27 protein-coding genes are annotated in these 24,105 nt (G+C 62.8%); 20 read left to right on the top strand and 7 right to left on the bottom strand.

The genetic code is table 11. From position 1 onward, the window contains the following. The first annotated feature begins 48 nt into the window (after positions 1-48). The 5 genes from rpe (at position 49) to AC0C6X_RS12400 (ending at position 3,945) form a co-directional block, all read left to right on the top strand. A complete protein-coding gene (gene rpe, locus AC0C6X_RS12420; protein WP_173516599.1) occupies positions 49-726 on the top strand; it encodes a ribulose-phosphate 3-epimerase in 678 nt (225 codons plus the stop codon). After that, a complete protein-coding gene (locus tag AC0C6X_RS12415) occupies positions 723-1,466 on the top strand; it encodes a DUF2259 domain-containing protein (protein ID WP_173516600.1) in 744 nt (247 codons plus the stop codon). Before rpe ends, AC0C6X_RS12415 begins: the two co-directional genes overlap by 4 nt. Beyond that, entirely contained in the window at positions 1,463-2,020 is a 558-nt protein-coding gene (locus AC0C6X_RS12410; RefSeq protein WP_173516601.1) for a hypothetical protein, read from the top strand. The genes AC0C6X_RS12415 and AC0C6X_RS12410 overlap by 4 nt, the downstream gene beginning before the upstream one ends. A 62-nt stretch (positions 2,021-2,082) precedes the next feature. Then, positions 2,083-3,384, top strand: coding sequence for an adenylosuccinate lyase (purB, locus tag AC0C6X_RS12405; RefSeq protein WP_065373606.1), 1,302 nt, complete (start codon positions 2,083-2,085; stop codon positions 3,382-3,384). A 255-nt stretch (positions 3,385-3,639) separates the two neighbouring features. Further along, the gene (locus AC0C6X_RS12400; protein WP_173516602.1) at positions 3,640-3,945 is read left to right on the top strand and encodes a PilZ domain-containing protein; all 306 of its coding nucleotides are present in this window, start codon (positions 3,640-3,642) and stop codon (positions 3,943-3,945) included. Between the two features lie 99 nt (positions 3,946-4,044). On the opposite strand, the gene AC0C6X_RS12395 is transcribed toward AC0C6X_RS12400, so the two are convergent. Next, positions 4,045-4,860, bottom strand: coding sequence for a DUF2189 domain-containing protein (locus AC0C6X_RS12395; RefSeq protein ID WP_173516603.1), 816 nt, complete (start codon positions 4,858-4,860; stop codon positions 4,045-4,047). Positions 4,861-5,119: 259 nt separating this feature from the next. On the opposite strand from AC0C6X_RS12395, the gene AC0C6X_RS12390 reads away from it, so the two are divergent. Together AC0C6X_RS12390 and AC0C6X_RS12385 are read left to right on the top strand one after the other, a co-directional pair. Next, positions 5,120-5,674 (top strand): RBBP9/YdeN family alpha/beta hydrolase, encoded by a 555-nt coding sequence (locus tag AC0C6X_RS12390; RefSeq protein WP_173516604.1) that lies wholly within the window; start codon positions 5,120-5,122, stop codon positions 5,672-5,674. Positions 5,675-5,878: 204 nt separating this feature from the next. Next, positions 5,879-8,413, top strand: a complete 2,535-nt coding sequence (locus AC0C6X_RS12385; RefSeq protein ID WP_247958937.1) for an EAL domain-containing protein — start codon at positions 5,879-5,881, stop codon at positions 8,411-8,413. A 43-nt stretch (positions 8,414-8,456) separates the two neighbouring features. On the opposite strand, the gene AC0C6X_RS12380 is transcribed toward AC0C6X_RS12385, so the two are convergent. Next, positions 8,457-8,771 carry a DUF1476 domain-containing protein gene (locus tag AC0C6X_RS12380; protein WP_173516606.1) on the bottom strand — a complete coding sequence of 105 codons (315 nt, stop codon included), beginning with the start codon at positions 8,769-8,771 and terminating at the stop codon, positions 8,457-8,459. 231 nt (positions 8,772-9,002) lie between these two features. Between AC0C6X_RS12380 and purC the strand changes: the two genes are divergently transcribed. The 4 genes from purC (at position 9,003) to AC0C6X_RS12360 (ending at position 11,334) form a co-directional block, all read left to right on the top strand. Next, the gene (gene purC / locus AC0C6X_RS12375) at positions 9,003-9,767 is read left to right on the top strand and encodes a phosphoribosylaminoimidazolesuccinocarboxamide synthase (RefSeq protein WP_173516607.1); all 765 of its coding nucleotides are present in this window, start codon (positions 9,003-9,005) and stop codon (positions 9,765-9,767) included. A gap of 17 nt (positions 9,768-9,784) precedes the next feature. After that, positions 9,785-10,027 (top strand): phosphoribosylformylglycinamidine synthase subunit PurS, encoded by a 243-nt coding sequence (purS, locus tag AC0C6X_RS12370; RefSeq protein WP_034794427.1) that lies wholly within the window; start codon positions 9,785-9,787, stop codon positions 10,025-10,027. Positions 10,028-10,197: 170 nt separating this feature from the next. Then, entirely contained in the window at positions 10,198-10,869 is a 672-nt protein-coding gene (gene purQ / locus AC0C6X_RS12365; RefSeq protein ID WP_173516609.1) for a phosphoribosylformylglycinamidine synthase subunit PurQ, read from the top strand. Between the two features lie 57 nt (positions 10,870-10,926). Next, complete coding sequence (locus AC0C6X_RS12360) at positions 10,927-11,334, top strand: hypothetical protein (protein WP_173516610.1); 408 nt, start codon at positions 10,927-10,929, stop codon at positions 11,332-11,334. Between the two features lie 144 nt (positions 11,335-11,478). Here AC0C6X_RS12360 and AC0C6X_RS12355 read toward each other — a convergent pair whose 3' ends face one another. Further along, positions 11,479-11,733 carry a DUF1127 domain-containing protein gene (locus AC0C6X_RS12355; RefSeq protein WP_173516611.1) on the bottom strand — a complete coding sequence of 85 codons (255 nt, stop codon included), beginning with the start codon at positions 11,731-11,733 and terminating at the stop codon, positions 11,479-11,481. 82 nt (positions 11,734-11,815) lie between these two features. Here AC0C6X_RS12355 and AC0C6X_RS12350 point away from each other — a divergent pair, with 82 nt between their 5' ends. Beyond that, a complete protein-coding gene (locus tag AC0C6X_RS12350; RefSeq protein ID WP_472953371.1) occupies positions 11,816-13,234 on the top strand; it encodes an aminotransferase-like domain-containing protein in 1,419 nt (472 codons plus the stop codon). Between the two features lie 92 nt (positions 13,235-13,326). After that, positions 13,327-13,908, top strand: coding sequence for an acyloxyacyl hydrolase (locus AC0C6X_RS12345; protein WP_472953369.1), 582 nt, complete (start codon positions 13,327-13,329; stop codon positions 13,906-13,908). A gap of 45 nt (positions 13,909-13,953) precedes the next feature. Here the strand turns inward: AC0C6X_RS12345 and AC0C6X_RS12340 are convergent, their stop codons facing one another. Continuing rightward, entirely contained in the window at positions 13,954-14,121 is a 168-nt protein-coding gene (locus AC0C6X_RS12340) for a hypothetical protein (RefSeq protein WP_173516614.1), read from the bottom strand. Between AC0C6X_RS12340 and purL the strand changes: the two genes are divergently transcribed. Together purL and AC0C6X_RS12330 are read left to right on the top strand one after the other, a co-directional pair. Beyond that, a complete protein-coding gene (gene purL / locus AC0C6X_RS12335; RefSeq protein WP_173516615.1) occupies positions 14,108-16,339 on the top strand; it encodes a phosphoribosylformylglycinamidine synthase subunit PurL in 2,232 nt (743 codons plus the stop codon). The genes AC0C6X_RS12340 and purL overlap by 14 nt on opposite strands. Before the next feature lie 44 nt (positions 16,340-16,383). Then, positions 16,384-17,289, top strand: a complete 906-nt coding sequence (locus tag AC0C6X_RS12330) for a LysR family transcriptional regulator (protein WP_173516616.1) — start codon at positions 16,384-16,386, stop codon at positions 17,287-17,289. Positions 17,290-17,340: 51 nt separating this feature from the next. On the opposite strand, the gene AC0C6X_RS12325 is transcribed toward AC0C6X_RS12330, so the two are convergent. Next, positions 17,341-17,730 (bottom strand): ester cyclase, encoded by a 390-nt coding sequence (locus AC0C6X_RS12325; protein ID WP_472953366.1) that lies wholly within the window; start codon positions 17,728-17,730, stop codon positions 17,341-17,343. Positions 17,731-18,032: 302 nt separating this feature from the next. Between AC0C6X_RS12325 and AC0C6X_RS12320 the strand changes: the two genes are divergently transcribed. The 5 genes from AC0C6X_RS12320 to AC0C6X_RS12300 all read left to right on the top strand — a co-directional run bounded on the left by AC0C6X_RS12320 (position 18,033) and on the right by AC0C6X_RS12300 (position 22,252). Further along, entirely contained in the window at positions 18,033-18,266 is a 234-nt protein-coding gene (locus AC0C6X_RS12320) for a BolA family protein (RefSeq protein WP_057248940.1), read from the top strand. A 6-nt stretch (positions 18,267-18,272) separates the two neighbouring features. Beyond that, positions 18,273-18,521 (top strand): hypothetical protein, encoded by a 249-nt coding sequence (locus AC0C6X_RS12315; RefSeq protein WP_173516618.1) that lies wholly within the window; start codon positions 18,273-18,275, stop codon positions 18,519-18,521. A 235-nt stretch (positions 18,522-18,756) separates the two neighbouring features. Beyond that, on the top strand, positions 18,757-19,095 hold the full coding sequence (grxD, locus tag AC0C6X_RS12310; RefSeq protein WP_173516619.1) for a Grx4 family monothiol glutaredoxin: 339 nt from the start codon (positions 18,757-18,759) through the stop codon (positions 19,093-19,095). A 480-nt stretch (positions 19,096-19,575) separates the two neighbouring features. Next, entirely contained in the window at positions 19,576-20,814 is a 1,239-nt protein-coding gene (locus AC0C6X_RS12305; protein ID WP_472953364.1) for a multidrug effflux MFS transporter, read from the top strand. A gap of 148 nt (positions 20,815-20,962) precedes the next feature. Next, positions 20,963-22,252: a multidrug effflux MFS transporter gene (locus AC0C6X_RS12300; RefSeq protein WP_472953363.1), complete on the top strand. Its 1,290-nt coding sequence runs from the start codon at positions 20,963-20,965 to the stop codon at positions 22,250-22,252. Between the two features lie 120 nt (positions 22,253-22,372). Here AC0C6X_RS12300 and AC0C6X_RS12295 read toward each other — a convergent pair whose 3' ends face one another. After that, positions 22,373-23,197 carry an inositol monophosphatase family protein gene (locus tag AC0C6X_RS12295; protein WP_247958932.1) on the bottom strand — a complete coding sequence of 275 codons (825 nt, stop codon included), beginning with the start codon at positions 23,195-23,197 and terminating at the stop codon, positions 22,373-22,375. After that, positions 23,194-24,078: a tRNA 2-thiocytidine(32) synthetase TtcA gene (gene ttcA, locus AC0C6X_RS12290; protein WP_173516623.1), complete on the bottom strand. Its 885-nt coding sequence runs from the start codon at positions 24,076-24,078 to the stop codon at positions 23,194-23,196. Before ttcA ends, AC0C6X_RS12295 begins: the two co-directional genes overlap by 4 nt. Between the last annotated feature and the right edge of the window lie 27 nt (positions 24,079-24,105).

Below are 24,105 nucleotides of genomic sequence, written 5' to 3'. Positions count from 1 at the left end.
TGCGCGGTCCGCCGGTGCTATTGCGCGGAAAACACGCTGGAGTGCGCCATGACCCATCCCATCCGCATTGCCCCGTCGATCCTGGCGGCCGATTTCTCCAAGCTCGGACAGGAAGTCCGCGATGTCGTCGATGCCGGCGCCGACTGGATCCACCTCGACGTCATGGACGGTCATTTCGTGCCGAACATCACCTTCGGGCCCGATGTGATCAAGTCGCTGCGCCGCTACACCGACGCGACCTTCGATTGCCACCTGATGATTTCGCCGGCGGACCCGTTCCTCGAAGCCTTTGCGAAAGCCGGCTGCGATATCCTGACCGTGCATGCCGAAGCGGGCCCGCATCTTCATCGCTCGCTGCAGACCGTTCGCTCGCTCGGCAAGAAGGCCGGCGTTTCGCTCAACCCGGCAACGCCGGAAAGCGCGATCGAATACGTGCTCGATCAGGTCGATCTCATCCTCGTGATGACGGTCAACCCGGGCTTTGGCGGACAGAAGTTCATCGACGCCACGGCTGAGAAGATCCGCCGCATCAAGGCGATGATCGGCGACCGGCCGATCGAGATCGAAGTCGATGGCGGCATCGCGCCCGATACGGCGGCCATTGCCACCGGCGCCGGCGCCAACGTCCTCGTTGCCGGTTCGGCGATCTTCAAGGGCGGCTCCGTCGAAGCCTATCGCGCGGCGATCGAGGCGATCCGTAAGCCGGCAGAGAAAGCCTATCGATGAAGACACGCGCGGCAGTATCCGGCGTGCTTTTCGCGGGCGCTGCGGCCGTCGCAGCGCCGGCCTTAGCGGGCGATTATGCCGCGCTCCAGCCGATCGGCTTTTCGGCCGACGGCAATATCTTCGCCTTCGAGGAGTATGGTGTTCAGGATGGCTCCGGCTTTCCCTATTCGACCATCTACGTGATCGACACGCGCAACGACAGCTTCCTGCCTAGCGCGCCGGTGCGTGCCGTCGGCCGCGAGGATGGCAGTCCGCTCTCCAAGGCGCGTCATGAGGCCCGCCGCCGCGCGGCACCGTTGATCGACGCCTATCGCCTGGCCGACGCACCCGGATTGCTCGCTGCCTTCAATCCGATCACCGAGGCGAACGCCGAGCCGCTGGGATTGACTTACGATTCCTTTGCGGCCGACGAAGGGTTCCGCGAGACCTATTCGGTGGCGCTCGAAGAGAAGACCTTCGAGCCGGAAGGCATCTGCAAGGATTTCCTCAAGGAAGTGAAGGGCTTTCGCCTGTCGATGACGATGAAGGCGGGCACGCCGGCGACTGATGTCCTGCAGGACGATAACCGCATACCGGAGAGCCGCCGCTGCCCGACCGGCTACCAGGTCGGTGGCGCCGTCACCCACAGGAATGACGACGGCTCCGAAACCCATGTCATCATGGTTCTCGTCAAGTCGCTCGGCTTCGAAGGCACGACCGATGGACGCTGGATCGCGATCCCTACCCGGATCGCGAAATGAACGACGCGGCCGCCGGCGTCGAGGCAAAAGCAGATCTGGTGCCGCACGGCGCCCTGCAGCGCGGCCGGCTCGCACAATCCCTTCCGACAATGCGGGAGCTTCTCATCGGTGCGCCGCTCTGGGGCGGCGCGATGATGCTTTCGGCCTGGTGCGGGCTCTGGCTTCGTGAGCGTGCTCTCACGTTTCATCTGTCCGAACTGCTTCTGATCTTTGGCTCCGGGGCGCTTCTGGCCTGGGCGCCATCGCTGTTGCTCGCCCGATTGGCAGCCCTGGGCCGCGGGCCCGAAACACGTTTTGCGGCCTACCTCTTCTTCCTTTCGCTCGGAACCGTCGCGATGACGGCAATGCTCTACGCCCTCGACTACCGGCAGTTCTACGCCCAGTGGCATGCGCCTGCCGGCAGCAGGACCTGGTTTTTCCAGTTCGCCTTCACCTCGCTCATCGCTTTCTACCAGTTTCTGGTGCTCGGGCTTCGCCTCTATCTGCCCATCGGCGGTGCTATACTCGTCGGCGTCAGCCTGTGGCTGGCAAAAGGCCGGCGCCAATGGCGTTGAGCTTCACGGCTATCTTTGCTAGAGGCACGGCCATCCTCCACTGACGACGAAAGCTAAAGCCCATGATCCCGCGCTACTCCCGTCCGGAAATGGTGGCCATCTGGTCGCCGGAAACCAAGTTCCGCATCTGGTTCGAGATCGAGGCCCATGCCTGCGATGCGCTTGCCGAAATCGGCGTGATCCCGAAGGATGCCGCCCGCACGATCTGGGAAAAGGGCGGCGCTGCCACCTTCGACGTCGCGCGCATCGACGAGATCGAAGCCGTCACCAAGCATGACGTCATCGCCTTCCTGACGCACCTTGCCGAATTCGTCGGCCCGGACAGCCGCTTCATCCACCAGGGCATGACGTCGTCCGACGTGCTCGACACCTGCTTCAACGTGCAGCTCGTCCGCGCGACCGATCTGCTGCTTGCGGACCTCGACAAGCTGCTCGAAGCGCTGAAGCGCCGCGCCTTCGAACACAAGGACACGGTGACGATCGGCCGCTCGCACGGCATCCATGCCGAGCCAACCACCTTCGGCGTCAAGCTGGCGCTTGCCTATGCCGAGTTCGACCGCTGCAAGCAGCGCCTGCTGGCCGCGCGCGAGGAAGTCGCCACCTGCGCGATCTCCGGCGCCGTCGGCACCTTCGCCAACATCGACCCGCGCGTGGAAGAACACGTCGCCAAGGCGCTCGGCCTGAAGCCGGAACCGGTTTCGACCCAGGTCATCCCGCGCGACCGTCATGCCATGTACTTCGCGACCCTCGGCGTCATCGCCTCGTCGATCGAGCGCCTGGCGACGGAAATCCGTCACCTGCAGCGCACCGAGGTCCTCGAAGCCGAAGAGTATTTCTCGCCGGGCCAGAAGGGTTCGTCGGCAATGCCGCACAAGCGTAACCCGGTTCTGACCGAGAACCTGACGGGCCTTGCCCGCATGGTCCGCGCCTTCTCGGTACCCGCCATGGAAAACGTTGCCCTCTGGCACGAGCGTGACATTTCGCATTCGTCCGTCGAGCGCATGATCGGACCGGACGCGACGGTGACGCTCGACTTCGCGCTCGCTCGCCTGACCGGCGTGATCGACAAGCTGCTCGTCTACCCCGAGAACATGATCAAGAACATGAACAAGTTCCGCGGTCTCGTGCATTCGCAGCGCGTGCTGCTGGCGCTGACCCAGGCCGGCGTTTCGCGTGAGGATGCCTACCGCCTCGTGCAGCGCAACGCCATGAAGGTCTGGGAACAGGGCAAGGACTTCCTCGAAGAACTGCTGGCCGATACGGAAGTCCGCGCAGCGCTTTCCGAGGAAGACATCCGCGAGAAGTTCGATCTCGGGTACCACACCAAGCACGTCGACACGATTTTCAAGCGTGTCTTCGGCTGAGCCTGACAACGTGCGGGTCACGCGCCCGCGTTGCGTCTCATGAATATGCCCGCATTTGGCGCAGATCGCTCAAATGCGGGCATTTCTTTTAGCGCGATGTTCAGTGATCGCGTGCGACGATCTACTGCATGTCTCCTTAAATCGACCTCGATTTGGGGACGAAGACATGCAGCAAATCAAAGTGCTACAGCGACCTTTGCGCATCTGATAAGACGCGCGGCGCTGTAGGCCGGTCAATTCAGGTTCGGGGAACACATGGCCTACAAGGACAGCACGGAGCGTACGGGGGTACGCACACAGACCAAGATCACCGGCATGGTCACCTGCAAGACCGGGTCAAGCAACGGCGTCGTCAAGGACCTTTCGGACGAAGGCATCTGCTTCCAGCTCTATTTCGACATCGGCGCCAGAACCGGACAGGAAGTGACGATCCGGAGCGAAGAACTGGGCTTCCTGACCGGCATGGTGCGCTGGTGCCGCGGCGACAGGATCGGCATCAAGCTCAATCTGTCGTCCAACACGGCGGCCCAGATATCATCCTATTACAAGCACTTTCGCTAGACCGGTCGACGCCGACACCGTCAAGCGCCGCAAGTCAATTGACCTGCGGCGCTTTTCGCTTTGAGAGGCTGCGTCTGTCTTCGCCGGGCGGCGCCAGGCCTATCGTGTACGGGGGCGCGGACCGGGTTCCACAATCTTGCGATAGAGATGCCATGTGGCATGGCCGAAGATCGGCATGATGACGGCGAGGCCGACGAAGATCGGGATCGATCCGATCACCAGGCCAGCCGCGATGATGAAGCCCCAGAGCGCAACGGGTACCGGATTGACCAGGGTCGCGCGGATCGATGTCTCGACTGCCGCGACCGCGCCGACGTCACGATCGATCAGCAACGGGAAGGATACGACCGTCGTCGACAGCACGATGACGGCGAAGACGAAGCCGACGGCATTGCCGACGAGGATCAGGTTCCAACCCTGCTCGGTACCGATGATGCCATTCCAGAAGGCGGTGATCGAAGCCGGCGGTTCGGCTCCGAAGATTTGTACGTAGAGCGCCTGGGCTACCAGCAGCCAGAGGATGAAGACCACGAAGAGCATGGCAGCGACGGCCATGATCGATGGCAAGGCCGGGGAGCGATGCAGTCGAAGCGCATGCGGCCATGAATAGTCCATACCGAGTTCACGCCGTCGGCTGATCTCGTAAAGGCCGATCGCCGCGATGGGGCCTATGAGGGCAAAGCCCGAGACCAGCGGATAAAGCAGCGGCAACATGTTCGCGCCGGCGCTCCAGGTGATCAGCACGACGCCGGCAATCGGGTAAATCAGGCAAAGGAAGACGTAATGCGACGGCTTCTCGCGAAAATCGTCAAATCCGAGACGCAGGGCGTCGAACACATCCGAGACGCCGATCTTTTTTATCCCGGGGTGGGCGACACTCGCGTCCGGCCCCGACAGAACATGGAATGTTGTCATGGCTCACACTCCTCAACGAACCCGAGCGGCCACGGAACAGCGATGCGACGAAACAAAGTCGCACCAACCGCGACCGTCACGCCGATTATACAGAAAATGAAGGCGCTGTCGCCTGCCGCATGTTTCATTGGATCGTCGCCGATTTCGGAGAAAACATGCATCACTTCCGAAATCTTGCCGCGACCATAGCGCCTCTCAAGTGGCCCGCGGCGCCGCGGGCCTTGACTTCGGCCGCTTTCAGCGCCACATCGCGGCGATCATGAAAGTATCCGACGCCCATATCCTCATCGTCCCTGGCTATACCAACTCCGGACCGGAGCACTGGCAGACCCGCTGGGAGCGCAAGATGTCCACCGCGCGCCGCGTCGAGCAGGCCGAGTGGGCAAAGCCCGTGCGCGAAGATTGGGTGGCGCGCATGGTCGAAGAGGTCAACGCCGCCGAGAAGCCGGTCGTCATCGTCGCCCATTCGCTTGGCGTCGCGACTGCGGTGCACGCCCTGCCCCATATCAACAAGCCGATCGCCGGCGCCTTCCTCGTCGCGCCACCGGACGTGGCCAATCCGACGATCCGCCCGAAACATCTGATGACGTTCGGCCCCTATCCGCGTGATCCCTTGCCGTTCCCGTCGCTGATGGTCGCGAGCCGCAACGATCCTTTCGGCTCCTACGATCACGCCGACGACATTGCCAACGCCTGGGGTTCGCTGCTCGTCGACGCCGGCGAATCCGGCCATATCAACACCGAGTCCGGACATGGTCCCTGGCCGGAAGGCACGATGGTGTTCGCCCAGTTCCTGAGCCGCCTGAAGCCCTGACCCTTCGGCGAGCTGGTTGATGGCCCCTTAATCCTGCAACTTCCCGTTAATCCGACGTTCATTGTCCGCCGTCATCATCGGTCGGCATGGCAGCGCGACTCGTCCTCGAAGGGGCGTCGAGCGCTGTAGAATCTTGATTTGCAGCCTGATTTCCGGCCCTCAGTGCCTTGGAATTTGCGGCCGCAAACGCTGGATATGGGATACGTGGCCGTCAACGAAGGTCTCACCAAAGGTGCGCGTGGTGCGCCGGCAAATTTGGATGTCCTCACGCAGGCCGCCCTGGAGCGCTTGCCGGCCGGGGCAATCATTGCCAATGATCTGGGCCGGATCATAACGACCAATGCGCGCGCCGGTGAATTGCTGCTAAGGACGCCAGCTTCGCTGCGGAGAGCCCTCCTCGGAGATCTCGTCCTGGATGAAGACCAGCCCCTGTTGCCGGGCCGGGATAGATTGCCGCCGGCGGCTACGTCGTGCACGACGCTCCGCTTCGAAAGCCTCTCCGGCCCCTTGCCGATGCTCGTCTCCTGGTCGCCGGTGTCTTTCGCCGAACAGGACGCCTTTTTCCTGCTGATGCTCCCGGTCCAAGATCTCGTCGACGAAATCGCCGGTCTGCGCAATGACGAAACCCGCTGGAAATATGCGCTCGACAGCGCGCTTGAAGGCGTCTGGGACCACGACTTCGAAACCGGTAACCTGTTTTACTCCACCACCTGGAAGCGGCTCCGTGGCCTGCCTGACGATGCCGAGGTCGACGGGACCCTTGAGACGTGGATCCAGAACGTCCATCCCGACGACCGCGCGCATGTGCGGGCCGCAATCGAGCGGCAGGATTCCGGCGAGGCTGTATTCAACACCTTCGAGTACCGCGAGCGCCACGCGGACGGGCATTGGGTTTGGATCGAGAGCCGCGGTGCGTCCGTTGGCTATTGGCCGGATGGCCGGCCCAGCCGCATCATCGGCACCGACACGGACATTACCGCCCGCAAGGAGGCGGAGGCGCGGCTCGAAGAGGTCTCGCGCCGCCTGAGACTCGCGCTCGACGTCTCGAAGATCGGCGTGTTCGACTTCAACCTCGACGCTGAGCGTGATGACTGGGACGAGCGCATGTTCGAGATCTACGGCCTCGATCCAAGCGACGGTCCGCCGAACTCCGAGGCTTGGGAAAACATGCTGCATCCCGACGACCGCGACAAGGCCATCGCCCGGACGATCGAAGGGATCGCCTCCGGCAAGCCCTACAGCAATGCCTTTCGAATCGTGCGGCCGGACGGCTCGATCCGGCATATCCGCTCCAATGCCGCGACCTATGTCGATCATCGCGGCACGCGAAAGCTCATCGGGGCGAATTGGGATGTCACCGAAGACGTCGCCTTGCAGGAGGAGTTGCGCCAGGCTCAGGCCTCCGCCGAGGCGCGCAACCGCGAGCTCGAGCAGGCGCGGGTCAGGATCGAATACAACGCCCTGCATGACTATCTGACGGATCTGCCCAACCGGCGCTACCTCGATCAGATGCTGGCGGAGAATGTCGCGGTCAACGCCATCCTGCATATCGATCTCGATCGTTTCAAGCAGATCAACGACACACTCGGGCACCAGGCCGGCGATGCCATGCTGAGCCACGCGGCAGCCATCCTTCGCGCGCATGCCCGACACGACGATTTCATTGCCCGGATCGGCGGCGACGAATTCGTCATTCTATGCCGCGGGGGACGAAACCTGCCGCAGCTCTCCGAACTCGCCGAGCGCATCGTCCACGCCTTCCGTCGCCCCATTCCCTATGAGGGCCAGCTCTGCCGCCTGGGCGCAAGCATCGGCATCGCCTGGAAAGGGCACGACGATTTCGATGCGAAGCAATTGTTGATGAATGCCGACATCGCGCTCTACCGGGCAAAGAGCCTCGGCCGCGACCGCGTCGAGGTCTTCTCCGAGCAGATCCAGACACAGATCCTGACGGCCAAGCGGATTGGCGACGACATCCGCCTGGCGATCGAGGAAGGGCAGTTCACGGTTTACTATCAGCCGCAGTTCGATGCGACTTCGCTCGAGATCACCGGCGTCGAGGCGCTGGTGCGGTGGAACCATCCGGAGCGCGGCGTGCTCGCGCCCTTCCACTTCCTGAAGGTCGCGGAGGAGATCAATGTCCTGCCGGCGATCGACCGCAAGGTCGTGGAGCTTGCCTATGCCGATTTTCAGTCGTGGCGGCAGGCCGGCTTCGCCATTCCCAAGATCTCAGTCAACATGTCGTCGCCACGCCTGCGCGATCCCGGCCTGATCGCCGACCTGCGGGATCTGCGGATTCCGCCTGGCGTCCTCTCGTTCGAATTGCTCGAATCCATCTTCCTCGACGATCCGGAGGATGAAATCGCCGAGACGATCTCGGCCCTCGGCGCTCTTGGCATCGAGGTGGAGATCGACGACTTCGGCACCGGGCACGCCTCGATCATCGGCCTGCTCAACCTCAACCCGGCGCGGCTCAAGATCGACCGGGCGCTGGTCGGGCCGATCACAGAGAGTGCGAAACAGGCCAAGCTCGTCCGCGCAATCATCGACATTGGCCACTCGCTCAACATCGATGTCGTCGGGGAAGGCGTCGAGACCTGGGAGCATGCGGCAATGTTGCGCGATCTCGGCTGCGATGTGCTGCAGGGGTATGCGCTGGCCCGGCCGATGGACCGGCTGGAACTCGAGCGGCGCCTGCGGCGCGGATGGAAGCCGATCTTCGGCAAAGCCGACAGGTAGCCCGGCCCGATGGCCGGGCGGTCGCCGCGAGCGTGCTCGTCTATCAGCTGTTCTGTATCTGCTGGATCGCTTCGGCGAGAAGCTCGAGCATGCGCTTGCGGATTTGCTCTTCCGTTTGGGCAACCCCCGCGGCGTCAAAATCCGCCTTGAGCTTGCGGATGATCTCTTCATGACCGGCACGCTCGAAGTCAGCGGTCACCACCTCCGCGGCATAGGCTTCGGCATCGGGCTTGCCGAGCAGGCCGGCAGCCCAGAGACCAAGCAGTCTGTTGCGGCGCGCCTCAGCTTTGAACTTCTGTTCTTCGTCCAGCGCAAACTTCGCTTCAAAGGCTTTTTCGCGATCCTGGATAGTGGTCATCGATTGATCTCCCTGAGAATTCGGTGCCTTGAACAGTTATCGCCATAACCAAAATGGAGGTCAAACTGAATTGCGTCGTTTTCGGGTTTCGCGACTTTCATGCTACCCTCTGCAAATCAGGGGGACGGAAAAGATACGCCGATTGTGAAATCCGTTCTTTTCAGCTATGGACCCCGGGAGATATTCCACGAGCGCGACCCAAGAGCGCCAACAACCACAGAGACAGAATCCATGAATCGTCGCCGCCGTATCTACGAGGGCAAGGCCAAGATCCTCTATGAGGGTCCGGAGCCGGGCACGCTCATCCAGTTCTTCAAGGACGACGCGACCGCCTTCAACAAGAAAAAACATGACGTCATCGACGGCAAGGGCGTGCTGAACAACCGCATTTCCGAGTACATCTTCACGCATCTCAACAAGATCGGCATCCCGACGCACTTCATCCGCCGCCTCAATATGCGCGAGCAGTTGATCAAGGAAGTCGAGATCATCCCGCTCGAAATCGTCGTGCGCAACGTCGCCGCCGGCTCGCTGGCCAAGCGCCTCGGCATCGAGGAAGGCACCGTCCTGCCCCGCTCGATCATCGAGTTCTACTATAAGGCCGACGCGCTCGATGATCCGATGGTCTCCGAAGAGCACATCACCGCCTTCGGCTGGGCAAGCCCCCAGGAACTCGACGACATCATGGCGCTTGCCATCCGCATCAACGACTTCCTTTCGGGCCTGTTCCTGGGCGTCGGCATCCAGCTCGTCGATTTCAAGATCGAGTGCGGCCGCCTGTTCGAGGGCGACATGATGCGTATCGTGCTGGCCGACGAGATCTCGCCGGATAGCTGCCGGCTCTGGGACATCGAGACTCGCGAGAAGCTCGACAAGGACCGCTTCCGCCGCGACCTCGGCGGCCTCGTCGAGGCCTACCAGGAAGTCGCCCGCCGTCTCGGCATCATGAACGAGAACGAACCTGTGCGCGGCACCGGTCCGGTTCTGGTGAAATAACTTCGGGGAAAATCAAAGTGATCAAGGCACGTGTAACCGTGACGCTGAAAAACGGCGTTCTCGATCCGCAGGGCAAGGCAATCGAAGGCGCTCTCGGCGCGCTCGGCTTCGACGGCATCGGCCAGGTCCGCCAGGGCAAGGTCTTCGATCTGCAGATCGAATCCGCAGACAAGGCCAAGGCCGAGGAAGACCTCAAGGCCATGTGCGAAAAGCTGCTCGCCAACACGGTGATCGAGAACTACAGCATCTCGTTCGCCTGATCGGTCAGGCATCGAAATCGTTCCGCGCTTTGAGGCGCGGAACCAGACGTTAAGAGACGCCGGAACAGCGCGAGCGCCGCAGGGTGCGCTGCTGTTCTCGTCGTAGAAGGTGCCTGGCTCTTCGGGGCGCGGCATCAAGATGACATCTCGCCGCTAACGGAGACAGAGATATGAAGTCAGCCGTCGTCCAGCTTCCGGGCCTCAACCGCGACCGCGACATGATCGCGGCCCTCACCAAGATTTCCGGCAAGGCTCCGGTCACCGTCTGGCAGACGGAGACCGACATTCCGGATGTCGATCTGATCGTCATTCCCGGCGGCTTCTCCTATGGCGACTATCTGCGCTGTGGCGCGATCGCGGCGCGCATGCCGGTCATGCAGGCGATCAAGGCCAAGGCGGAAAAGGGCGTCAAGGTTCTCGGCGTCTGCAACGGCTTCCAGATCCTCGTCGAGGCCGGCCTCCTGCCCGGCGCGCTGATGCGCAACGCCTCGCTCAAGTTCGTCTGCCGCGAGATCAAGCTCGAAGTGGTCAATGCCGAGACTGACTTCACCCGCGCCTATTCGAAGGGCCAGATCATCCGCTCGCCGGTCGCCCACCATGACGGCAACTATTTTGCCGATGCCGAGACGCTGAAGACGATCGAAGGCAACGGCCAGGTGGTGTTCCGCTATGCCGAAGGCACCAACCCGAACGGCTCGATGAACGATATCGCCGGCGTGATGAATGCCGGGGGCAACGTGCTCGGCATGATGCCGCATCCGGAAAACCTGATCGAAGCGGCACATGGCGGCTCTGACGGCCGCGGTCTCTTCGCATCGGCGCTCGAAGTAATCGCCGCTTAACCATCCGGCTGATAGAAGGCATCTCCGACCCATCCCCAAATGCGATCGAGACCGTCGATGCCTTCATTCTTCCCTGGACGCCTGACCGGCCTCGCCTGTGCGACGCTTGGCCTGACCCTGCTCGCAGCCTGCCAGTCGCCAAAGCCGCCGGCGCCAAGCCCGAATACGGCCGCGCTGCCGACGATGGAGCGCGTGGCGCTTGGTGCCAACAGCTGCTGGTTCAAATCGGGCGATCCGGAGTTCAAGTCCTATCGCCTGGCGCCCGAGCTCAATTCCTTCTCCGGCCGCCCCCGCGTTCTGATCGTGCCGCGCAAGTCGCCGGAGGCCCGACCGCTCGCCGTTGTTCAGGCCGAGGGTAACCCGGCACGCCTGCAGGCCTTCGGGCCGTTGATGAGCGAACCGGTCGGCACGCGCATGGCCACCGATATCAAGCGCTGGGCCGCCGGCGGCCAGGGCTGCAAATAGCCCCAAGGCGAATTGTCGAATCGATGCAAGGGCCGGCCGTCCTGAGGGCGCCGGCCCTTGGTGTATTGTCCGTCAGTCGTTTCCGACCCAATAAGGTAAAGCATGCCGTTGTCGCAAAACGGTTGCGCAGCTTTGTCGACATTCTCAGCGCCAGAACGGCACAGCCGACTCCCGGCGCGCATCCTTCGCGGAAACGCCGATATCCTTAAGTTGCCAGTCGCTCATTTCCCCGAGGGCCAGACGGCCGCGCCGCTTCGCCGCCAGTTCGCAATAAAAACCCCAAAGTCGCCTAAGCACGCTCTCGCGCTGTTGCGAATAATCGCCGCCCAGCAATGCGCTGCTGCACGCGACGGACTTAGCACCCGGGCGGGACAAACAAATTGTATCGATTGTACTCATTGATAACCCCAATGCAGCGATTGCTATCGTTGTCTTGGTGATAATTGACATATTTCGCGCTGTAATCTAAAGAATTGTCACTATGACAAATTGGCTCCCGGACATTCAGCAGGGTCACGGTCCGCTCTATGCGCGGATTGCCGACCAGATCGAACAGGCAATCGGCAGTGGCGCCCTTCCCGTCGGCGCCAAATTGCCACCCCAGCGCAACCTCGCCTACGATATCGGCGTGACAATCGGTACGATTGGGCGCGCCTACAACATCGTGCGCGAACGCGGACTGGTGAGCGGCGAAGTCGGCCGCGGCACCTATGTGCTCGATCATCCCGAGAGCCGCCCGCCGGAACAGGCGGATCCGCTGACGACCTCTCTCGCCGGCACCCGGCCGCTCGTGGCACCTGCCGGAAAATTGCGATTTGACAGCACGGCGGCACCTGATATCGGCCAAGGCACGGTGTTGAGCGAGTTGCTTGGCGAAATCAGCCACGACCACCATGCGGACATTGCAAGCTACGCACGCAACTTTCCGGACCATTGGTTCGAGGCGGGTTGCCTGTGGCTGGCGCGCGGCGGCTTCCGCCCGAAGCCGGAAAACATCGTGCCGACGCTCGGTGCCCATGCGGCCGTCGTCGCGGTCATCACTGCGGTCACGGCGCCCGGCGACCGCATCGCTTTCGAGACGCTCACCTATTCGCAGGTGAGTCGCAGCGCCGGCCTCGTCGGCCGCCGCACGACGCTGGTCGAATCCGACGAGTTCGGCATGATCCCGGAGGATTTCGAGCGCGTCTGCGCCCAACAGCATCCGAAGCTCGCCTTCCTGATGCCGAGCGCACAGAACCCGACCGTCGCCGTCATGCCGCTTGCCCGCCGCCAGGCGATCGCCGAGATCGCCCGCAAATATGGCGTCTGGCTGGTGGAGGACGATCTCTATGGCGCGATGACCGGTGATCAGACGCCGCTCTTGGCTGAGCTTGCGCCGGAACGCACCTTCCTGGTCGGCGGTCTTTCTAAGTCGGTGGCAGCCGGTGTTCGCGGCGGCTGGGTCGCCTGCCCTCCGCATTTCAGCCAGCGCATCCGCATTGCGCACAAGATGGTGAGCGGCGGCCTGCCGTTCATCCTGGCTGAGCTTTGCGCACGGCTCGTGCTTTCCGGCTCGGCTGCAATCCTGCGCAGCAAGGGCATCGAAGAGGTGCGTGCCCGCGAGGCGATGGCTCGCGAAATCTTCGAGGGCATCGAGTTCACCTCGCACCCCTGCATTCCGTTCCTCTGGATGAAGTTGCCGGATCCGTGGCTCTCCGGCACGTTCAAGCAAGCGGCACTGCAGGAAGGCGTGCTCGTCGATGACGAGGACGAGTTCAAGGGCGGACGCACCGACCGCGTCTTCCATCGGATTCGCGTCGGCTTTTCCTCGCCGCCGGACCGGGCCCAGGTGAGAGCAGGTTTTCAGACGCTGAAGCGGCTGCTCGACAGCGGGCGCGCCGGTTACGACAGTTTCGAGTAACTATGGAAATCCATGGAGTGACTTTCGTGCAAGGTTGCGCAACATACTACTTTAGCAGTTTTGCGCACATGATTCGCTCGTAAGGATTCCGCATGCCGCTACCCGTCAACGCCGCCTCGTCGCTTCGCCTCGCATCTCTTCTTCTCGCTACGACCACGTTGACCACCGCTGCACCGGCCTTGGCTGCGGATGGCGTTTTCGATGAGATGCGCTTCGGCGTCACGACGTCGATCGCTTCCGGCGACAAGCAGGAGGACGGGGTGTTTCCGTCGTTCACCGTGTATTTCGATCCGCTCGATGCCGATGGGGCGATCGACCTCGGCGAAAAGCTGCTGCGGCCGCGCATCCATGCGGGCGCAGCGGTTGCGACGTCGTCCAACGGCGTCAATCAGGCCTATGCCGGTTTGAGCTGGACCTTCGACATGACGAAGCGCCTGTTCGTCGAGTTCGGCGCCGGCGGTACGGTTCATGACGGCGACCTCGACAATCCGAATGGTTCCGGGCCGGAGCTCGGCTGCCGCTTCCTCTTCCGCGAATACGCCGCTGCCGGTGTCCGTCTCGATGAGCACTGGAACGTCTCGGCAACCGTGGAACATGCTTCGCATGCCAATCTGTGCGACGGTCCGAACAATGGCTTGACACGCGCCGGCCTCGCGCTCGGTTACAAGTTCTGACGGCGGCCGCCGCACGAGCCTTCGGGAAAGCTCTCTCCACGGGCGTCAGCCGCTGTTGATCGCCCGTATTTTTCTGTCGCGCCGCGCCGCAGCATAGGCTAAAGAAGCCGCAAAGCGCCCCCTGTTTCTGTTGCGGTTCGCACGCGCCATATTCCTCTTAAGTGAATTGCGCGCCGCCCGAAGGATTTGACGGTCGACGATGACGATTTCCAACACCCGCCCCATCACCCCGGACCTCATCGCATCGCACGGGCTGAAGCCCGACGAATACGAGCGCATCCTGAGCCTGATCGGGCGCGAGCCGACCTTTACCGAACTCGGCATCTTCTCGGCGATGTGGAACGAGCACTGCTCCTACAAGTCTTCGAAGAAGTGGCTGCGCACGCTGCCGACCAAGGGACCGCGCGTCATCCAGGGCCCGGGCGAAAACGCCGGCGTCGTCGACATCGATGACGGCGACTGCGTCGTCTTCAAGATGGAGAGCCACAACCACCCATCCTATATCGAGCCCTACCAGGGTGCCGCGACCGGCGTCGGCGGCATCCTGCGCGACGTCTTCACCATGGGCGCGCGCCCGGTTGCGGCGATGAACGCGCTTCGCTTCGGCTCGCCGGATCATCCGAAGACCCGCCACCTGGTTTCGGGCGTCGTTGCCGGCGTCGGCGGTTACGGCAACTCCTTCGGCGTTCCGACCGTCGGCGGTGAGGTCGAGTTCGACGCCCGCTACAACGGCAACATCCTCGTCAACGCCTTTGCCGCCGGCCTCGCCAAGAGCGACGCTATCTTCTATTCCAAGGCCGAAGGCGTCGGCCTTCCGGTCGTCTATCTCGGCGCCAAGACCGGCCGTGATGGTGTCGGCGGCGCGACCATGGCGTCCGCCGAGTTCGACGAGTCGATCGAAGAGAAGCGCCCGACCGTTCAGGTCGGCGACCCCTTCACCGAAAAGTGCCTGCTCGAAGCCTGCCTCGAACTGATGCAGACCGGCGCCGTCATCGCCATCCAGGACATGGGTGCAGCCGGCCTTACCTGCTCGGCGGTCGAAATGGGCGCCAAGGGCGACCTCGGCATCGAGCTCGATCTCGACAAGGTGCCGGTGCGTGAAGAGCGCATGACCGCCTACGAAATGATGCTGTCGGAAAGCCAGGAGCGCATGCTCATGGTGCTGGAGCCCGCCAAGGAAGAGGTTGCCAAGGCGATCTTCGTCAAGTGGGGCCTCGATTTCGCGATCGTCGGCAAGACCACCGACGACCTGCGCTTCCGCATCCTGCACCAGGGCGAACAGGTCGCCGATCTGCCGATCAAGGAACTGGGCGACCAGGCACCGGAATATGACCGCCCCTGGACCCCGGCAAAGACCCCTGCTCCGCTGGCAACCAACGACATCCCGGCTGCCGATGTCGCAGACGCGCTCGTCAAGCTCGTCGGTTCGGCCAACAACTCGTCGCGCCGCTGGGTCTACGAGCAGTACGACACGCTGATCCAGGGCAACTCGCTGCAGCTTCCCGGCGGTGACGCCGGCGTCGTCCGCGTCGAGGGCCACGCCTCCAAGGCGCTCGCCTTCTCGTCCGACGTGACGCCGCGTTATGTCGAGGCGGATCCTTACGAAGGCGGCAAGCAGGCCGTCGCCGAGTGCTGGCGCAACCTGACGGCAACCGGCGCGCTGCCGCTGGCGGCCACCGACAACCTCAATTTCGGCAACCCGGAGCGTCCGGAGATCATGAGCCAGTTCGTCCATGCGATCAAAGGCATCGGCGAAGCCTGCACGGCGCTCGATTTCCCGATCGTCTCCGGCAACGTCTCGCTCTACAACGAGACCAACGGTCAGGCGATCCTGCCGACCCCGACGATCGGCGGGGTGGGCCTGATCAAGGACTGGTCGAAGATGGCGCGCATCCGCTTCGCGGCGGAAGGCGAGACGATCCTGCTCGCCGGCGCGCCGGAAGGCCTCGGTTCGCACATCGCCCAGTCGGTCTACATGCGTGACATCCATGGCCGCACCGACGGTCCGGCGCCGCATGTCGATCTCGCCCACGAGCGCAAGGTCGGCGACTTCGTCCGCGGCCTGATCGTCGACGGCCTTGCGACGGCCGTGCACGACTGCTCGTCGGGTGGCCTGGCGCTTGCCGTCGCCGAAATGGCGATGGCCTCGGGCATTGGCGCTACCGTCGACACGGTTGCCGGTCACGACCCGATTGCGACCTTCTATGGCGAAGACCAGGGCCGTTACGTCGTCACCGTTGCTGCCGGCGCGCTCGACGCGGTTGCAGCACGGGCGAAAGCCGCTGGCGTCTCGCTCCCGGTCATCGGCAAGACCGGCGGCGATGCCGTCAAGCTCGGCGACGCCGGGGCGGTTCCGGTCGCCGATCTGCGTGCTGCCCACGAAGCCTGGTTCCCGGAGTTCATGCAGGGCGACCTCGCGCCGGAGAACTGAGACAGGAACAGCGCCATCACGGCGGATGATTTTCCGGACGCGCCATGTTCGATTGGAACGACCTGAAATATTTTCTCGCCGTGGCGCGCACCGGCTCCACGCTTGCCGCTGCACGTAGCCTCAGGGTCAATCAGACGACCGTCGCTCGCCGGATCGATGCTCTTGAGCGCGGTCTCGGCCTTGCCCTCTTCGTGCGCCTCCCGAACGGTTATCGCCTGACGGAGCGCGGGGAAGCGACCATCGCGCTCGCCGAACAGGTCGAGCAAGGCGCGAGCACGCTGGCCGACACCGCACGCGGGTGGAACCGGGCGATCGCCGGAACCGTGCGTGTGACCACGACGGAGATTCTTGCGATCGACGTGGTGGCGCCGCTGGTCTCCGAACTGCGCAGCCAGCACCCGTCATTGTCCATTGAATTGATCGCCGATGATCGCAGGCTCGATCTGTCGCGCGGTGAAGTGGATGTCGCGCTGCGCGTCGGCTCCTGCCCGGAAGAGCCGGGCATCGTGCGGCGCCGGCTTGCGACCAGCGTGTGGGCACTTCATTGCGCCAAATCCTACGCCGCGCGCCACGGCTTGCCCGGCGCCATCACCGACCTCGGCCGACATGAGATCGTCGGCGGCACCGGCGGCCTCGCGGGATTGGGACCTCTCATCGCCTTGCGGAAAGCGGCACCTGACGCCTCGATCGGGATCCACTGCAATTCCGTGCCCAATCTGATCGCGGCGGTCCGCTCCGGGGTCGCCGTTGGCCCGCTTCCGTGCTGGGCCGCTTCCGCGGACGACGACTTGCTGCGCTGTCCCATTCCCGAACTCGAGGCCCGTTCGGATATCTGGCTCCTCTATCACGAAAGCCTGCGCGAGAGCCCGCACGTGCGGCTGTTCCGCGAAGCGGTGACGGCTCGCTTCGAAGCCGTTCGCCACCGGTTCGAGGGCCTAGGCGGTTTCTGACCTATCTTCCGTTGCGGCCGGACAATGGCTCGCCGAGCCTGGAAAGCCCAGTTACCGCGCCTGCGAGCCGCCGTCCCGTGCGCCCCAACGCCGGGCGATCTTGCCGTCGGCGAGCTCGAACCATTCGATCGCCTGCAGCTCGTAGGAACGGCCGGTCGGTTGCTCGAAGTCTAGAAACGGCCCGGTCCATTTGCCGCTTTCGCGCAGGCGAACCACGACGGTGTCGCCGTCGGCAACCATGGACAGGACCTCCAGCCTCATGTTCAGCCCATGATGAAGGTCGTGCCAGACGCGTGCCGCAAAATCGAAGGCACCGGCGCCCACCACTCCCTGGATCTCCGCGTCGGCGGTAAAGAGCGGGCGCAACGCCTCGATGTCCCCCGCATTCATCGCCTGCACATAGGCTTTGACCGTCGCCCTGTTCGCCTGATCTCGTGGCATATGACCTCCCTGCCGGCGCCCGGCACATCGGCACGGGCGCTATTGAAACGACGGGGCGGTAATGGCCTTTCGCCTCGTCTTGCCGCCCCGTCGCGCATTAGAGAGGAACCCGCATTTCGCTGCTATCAGCTTTGTCGCAGCGACCCTCTGCAGATTTGCAGAACGGCGATTGCTGTCGACACCTCGTTGCTGCTCACCTGATTCAGCATTTGCGTTCCGCCCCTGAATCGTGGTTCCCTGATAGTATGGAGCGGTGCAGGCGACGCTGCCGGCACTGCAGAAAAACAAGGAGTTGGCGTATCATGCCCATGACACCAGGCGACATCGAAGACATGATCAAGGCCGGGATTCCCGGTGCCAAGGTCACGATCCGCGATCTGGCCGGTGACGGCGACCACTATGCCGCCGAAGTCGTGGCCGAAGCGTTTCGCGGCAAGACCCGCGTGCAGCAGCACCAGATGGTCTACAATGCGCTCAAGGGCAACATGGGTGGTGTTCTGCACGCCCTCGCCCTGCAGACAAGCGCGCCGGAGTGAGCCGGAATGGCTGATCTGATCAAGGAACTTGTCAGCGGCGTCGTTGACAGCGCGCTGAAGGAAATCCTCAAGAAGACCGGCGTCAAGCGAACTTCGACCAAGCGGACAAAGCGCCGGGCACGGACAACCTCGTCCGCCGGCGGCGGTATCCTCGGGGATATCCTCGAGGCGGCCATTCGTAAACCGGCGAAGAAGCAGGTCAGCCGTCGTCGAACGGCCGCGGCCCGCAGCAAGACCCGGCGCCGCACGGCCTGACGACTGCATGTTTCCTTAATTCCTAGCCGATTTAAGGATAAACATGCAGCAGATCATGGTGCTGCAGCGATCTTTCCGCGTCTGGTACGACGCGTGAAGCGGTAGTGGTAATAAAACCACATCTTGAGGACCATCAATATTTGTTGCGATTGGGTGGTGAAAATCACCGATATGCATGCTATCTAAGACCCAATCGATATCCGGCCCTTGAAGCCGGCGCAGGAAGGAAGACAAGATGAGCGGAATTCACGAATTCATCGACAACGAAGTCAAGACGAACGATGTGGTACTCTTCATGAAGGGTACGCCGCAGTTCCCGCAGTGTGGCTTCTCCGGTCAGGTGGTCCAGATTCTCGATTACATCGGCGTCGACTACAAGGGCATCAACGTGCTCGCCGATGCGGACCTGCGCCAGGGCATCAAGGATTACTCCAACTGGCCGACGATCCCGCAGCTCTACGTCAAGGGCGAATTCGTCGGCGGTTGCGACATCGTGCGTGAAATGTTCCAGGCCGGCGAGCTGCAGTCGCACCTCGAGGCGCAGGGCATTGCCGTCAAGGGCGCCGTCGCCTGATCTAAGGACGCCTCGTCCCGATCCATCGGAGAAGGCGGGCAACCGCCTTTTTTGATTCCGGCCGTACTTCCGGATTGCCTAATTTTCGTTGTCCTTCTGAAGGCCTTGCGCGTGCGGTTCGCGCAGGTGCCGCCAAGATACGTTCAGAGCGTGCTTCCTTCATGAACGCATTCCAGCGTTCGAGTGTGGAGCGAAGGGTCGGGGCCCGGCCTGTCATGAATCGGTTGCGATCGTTCGGCATAAGCTGCCTGCGAGAGGCTCTCGCCTCGCCCTTTGGCGCCGGAAAGTCCGGTTCCCTGCCCGTCGACGCTTCCCTTGCTTCATGCCGGCCCGGTCCGCGCGGTTTCAAATCGCCCCGGCTGCCCCCGCTCGAGATTTGAAAAGCCAGTCGGCATGACGCCAACCGGCACCTTCTTTTCCGGATCTCTCCGGATCAACCTGTTCCGCTTGCGCCCCGTGCGCCGTTAGGACTTTTTGAAAATGACAAGCACGACCAACGACGACGCCCTGCCAGGCCTCAGCAAATCTCAGTTCATCGCGCTGATGGCCATGCTGATGGCGACCAACGCGATCTCGATCGACATCATGTTGCCCGGTCTGCAGGAGATCGGCGCCAGCCTCGGCGTTGCCTCTGAAAATGAGCGGCAATACATCATCACCGCCTATCTGCTCGGCATGGGCGTGGCGCAGCTGTTCTTCGGCCCCCTTTCGGATCGCTTCGGGCGCAAGCCGTCGCTTCTCGCCGGCCTCATTCTCTACGCCGTCTGTGCGTTGGCGATCGCAATCGTGCCGAGCTTCGGCCTCCTGCTGGCGCTGCGCTTCGTACAGGGTGCCGGTGCTGCGGCCACGCGCGTCATCACCATCTCGATCGTCCGTGACGTCTATGGCGGCCGGCAGATGGCAGAGGTGATGTCGCTGGTCATGATGGTCTTCATGATCGTGCCGGTCATCGCCCCCTCGATCGGCCAGCTCATCATCAGCCTTACCGAGTGGCACATGATCTTCGTGGTCGTCGCGCTCTATGCCGTGATGAACATTGCGATCGTCTCCTCAAAACTCGGCGAGACGCTCGATCCGGCCCATCGCCGCGATTTTACGCCGTCGGTCATACTCAGCGGATTTCGTATCGTGCTGACGAACCGGCTGTCGCTGCTCTATACGCTTGCGACCTCCGTCATTCTCGGCGCGCTTTTCGGCTTCATCAATTCGGCGCAGCAGGTGCTCGTCGGCGTCTACGACCTCGGCGTGTGGTTTCCGCTTGTCTTCGCGGCATTTGCCAGTATGATGGCGGTCGCTTCCTTCACCAATTCCCGCCTCGTCCGCCGCTTCGGCATGCGGCCGTTGTCCCATGCGGCACTCATCGGCTTCACGCTGGCGAGTTTCGTCTGGATGTCGGCCTCGCTCTATGCGCCGCTGCCCTTCCCGGTCTTCGTGGTCCTCTACTGCGCCACGATGTTCCAGTTCGGGCTGATCGCGCCGAACTTCAACGCCATGGCCATGGAGCCCCTCGGCCACGTTGCCGGCACAGCCTCCTCGGTACTCGGTTTCACGCAGACGATCGGAGGAAGCGTGATCGGCGCTGTCATCGGCCAGTTGTTCGATGGAACCGCGACACCTCTTGCAACCGGCTACTTCACCGTCGCCGTAATCGGTCTCGTTTTCGTTTTCATCGCCGAAGGCGGCAAGCTCTTCAAACCACACCATCAGCCGGCCGGCTGATCGCTACAGCGAGGCGTGTCTCATCGACTCGAAAAGATCGCTGTAGCGCTTTGAAATGCTGCATGTTTTGTCCCTATCGGGGACGCCTCCAGGAAACATGCAGTCGAGCCGGCCAGTCTTTTTCAAGATTGAATTTACGGGTTTCCCAATGTCCACCATCACCAATCAATCCGAACATATCGACGGAGTTTCCGGAGCAGAGCGCCTCAACATGGGCCTCTTCGAATTCATCATCACCATCGCCGTCATGACGGCGAGTGTTGCGATCGCCATCGACAGCATGCTGCCGGCGCTACCGGCCATTGGCCAGTCCTTGAACGTCGCCAGCACCAACGACAGCCAGTTGGTGATCGGTGTCTTCTTCCTCGGCTTCGGCATTTCGCAGATCTTCTTCGGCAGTCTTTCCGATGCCTTCGGCCGCCGCAAGGTGCTGCTCGGTGGCCTTGCCTTCTTCACCGTGTCGATGTTTGCGGCTGCCCTCACCGAAAGCTTCGAGACGCTGCTTGTCCTGCGCTTCATCCAGGGCATCGGTGCTGCCGCAATCCGCATCACCACCATGGCGATCGTGCGCGACTGCTTCGGCGGCCGCGAGATGGCGCGCGTCATGTCCTATGTAATGATCGTCTTCATGATCGTGCCGATCGTTGCGCCCTCGATCGGCCAGCTCGTGATCCTCTATGCCAACTGGCACTGGATCTTCATCCTGATCGGCGTCATCGGCGCGGTCCTGTTCGCCTGGGCCCTGTCCCGCATGAAGGAGTCCCTGCCCCGCGAGGAGCGTATGCCGCTCTCCGTTGGCGCCGTCGCTTCGGGTTTCAAGACCGTTCTCACCAACCGCATCACCTGCGGCTACATGATCGGCATGACGCTTTTCACCGCGGTCATCTGCGCCTACATCGTCACGGTCCAGCAGATCTTCGGCGAGGTCTACGGCCTCGGTGACTGGCTGCCGATCGCTTTCGCCGGCACGGCCGGCGGCATTGCGGTGGCGAACTTCGCCAACGGCTTCTTCGTCCGCAGCTTCGGCATGCGCCGCATCTCGCACGTCGCGATGATGCTGTTCACGCTGATCTCGGTCGCAGGCTTCGTGATGTCGCTATCCGGCACGCCGGCTTTCGTCGTCAGCTACCTGATGTTCTCGGTGCTCCTGATGTTCTTTGCGGTGATCGCGACGAACTTCACCGCGATCAGCCTGGAACCGATGGGGCACCTCGCAGGCACAGCGACGGCGATCACCGGCTTCGTCTCCACCACGGGCGGAGCTTTGATCGGCGGCGCCGTCGGCCAACTCTTCAACGGCACGCTGCAGCCGCTCTTCGGCGGTTTCGCCCTCTTCGGCATCCTGACGATCCTGGCGACGCTCTGGGCGGAGAAGGGCAAGCTCTTCACCCATCCCGGCGACAAGGATGTCGCCATGGATCACGGTGGCCACATGTAACTGCAGCGCCGCGCGTCGCTTGAGATGCGCAAAAGGTCACTTTCAGTTGCCGCATGACATGAAAAGGCCCGCCCGGAACGATCCCGGGCGGGCCTTTTGATTCAGGATCGGCTGTCGAAATCAGACCGTGAAGACCTCGCGGCGAAGCGTCTCCCAGCTTTCCTTGTCGGTCGCGAGCAGCAGTCCGCCATTGAGATGCGCCGGCAGGTAGGGCGAACCGTCAAAGCGGGCGGCATAGGCACCGGCCTCCTGCGCGATCAACGTTCCCGCCAGGTGATCCCAGGGCATCAGCTTCTGGTACATCAGAAAGTGGATGTGACCGGCGGCGAAGATACGGTACTCGTGGGCGGCGCAGCGGTAGCTGGTGGCCATGCGGACCTTCGCCATATTGGCCATGACTTCGCGCCGTGCTTCCTGCTTGTAGAAGCCTGTCGATGCAACCCCGACCATGGCTTCGAGCGGCACGCCGGCCGTGACCGAGAGACGCTCCTGCGATCCATCCGGACGGCACATCCAGGCGCCAGAGCCTTTCTCGGCGATCACCCAGTCGTTGCCGAGCGGATCGTAGATGATGCCGGCGACCGTCTCACCCTTCGAGACGACGCTTGCCATAACGCCGAAGAGCGGCAGGCCCGCGGCGAAGTTGAAGGTGCCGTCGATCGGGTCGATGACCACGGCGAGATCGGCATCGGTGAGCTTGTCGAGCAGCGCCGGATCGGCCGCAACCGATTCTTCGCCGACGAACAGAGCGCCCGGAGCCACCTCCTCGATACGCGACTTCATCAGCCGCTCCGCGGCCTCGTCGCCTTCGGTCACGAGATCGATCGCCTCCGTCTTCATCCGGACGTCGTCTGCCCCGAGATTGCGGAACCGCGGCAGGATCTCTTTGACCGCCGCCTCCTGCATGAGGTTGGCAAGGCCGGCGATATCGACGGAATGGCTCATTCTTTGGGCTCCGGAGCGAGGGACAGGAAATCGAACAGCTTGGGATCGAGCAGATGCGACGGGTTCACGTGGCCGAGCGCGCGTAGCATCGTGTCCTTGCGGCCGGGCATGCGCCGCTCGATATCGGAGAGCATCGCCTTCATCGCGTTGCGCTCGAGGCCGTCCTGCGAGCCGCAGAGATCGCAGGGGATGATCGGGAACTCCATGGCCGCAGCAAACTTGGCGAGATCGTCCTCGGCCGCATAGGCGAGCGGACGGAGCACCATCAGGTCGCCCTCGTCGTTGAGAAGCTTTGCCGGCATCGAGGCGAGCCTCCCGCCGTGGAAGAGGTTCATGAAGAAGGTTTCGAGAATGTCCTCGCGGTGGTGGCCGAGCACCAGCGCGTCGCAACCCTCCTCCCGAGCGATGCGGTAGAGATTGCCGCGGCGCAGCCGCGAACAGAGCGAACAGTAGGTGGCTCCCGTCGGCACCTTCTCCTTCACGATCGAATAGGTGTCGCGGTACTCGATGCGATGCTTGACGCCGATCGACTGCAGATATTCCGGCAGGATGTGCTTCGGGAAGTTCGGCTGCCCCTGGTCGAGATTGCAGGCGATGAGTTCCACCGGCAGCAGCCCGCGCCATTGCAGGTCCATCAACAGTGCCAGCAGGCTGTAGCTGTCCTTGCCGCCGGAAAGGCCGATCAGCCAGCGCTTCGCCCCCTTCAGCATGCCGAAATCGTCGAGCGCCTGGCGGGTCTGGCGAAGGAGCCGCTTGCGCAGCTTGTTGAACGAGACGGAGGACGGCATGCGGCTGAACAGCGGGTGTGTGCCGGCGTCGAACTCGCCCTCATCGAAAGCGGTTTCGGCCTGGTCTTGCGACGCGTTGAGCGAAAGGTCCATGGCGGGGATCCTGTGCGGCAGGCGCGG

The organism is Ensifer sp. VA4 (assembly GCF_055710065.1).
Note: the sequence above shows the minus strand (reverse complement) of the source record. Positions and strands in the feature narration are given on the sequence as shown.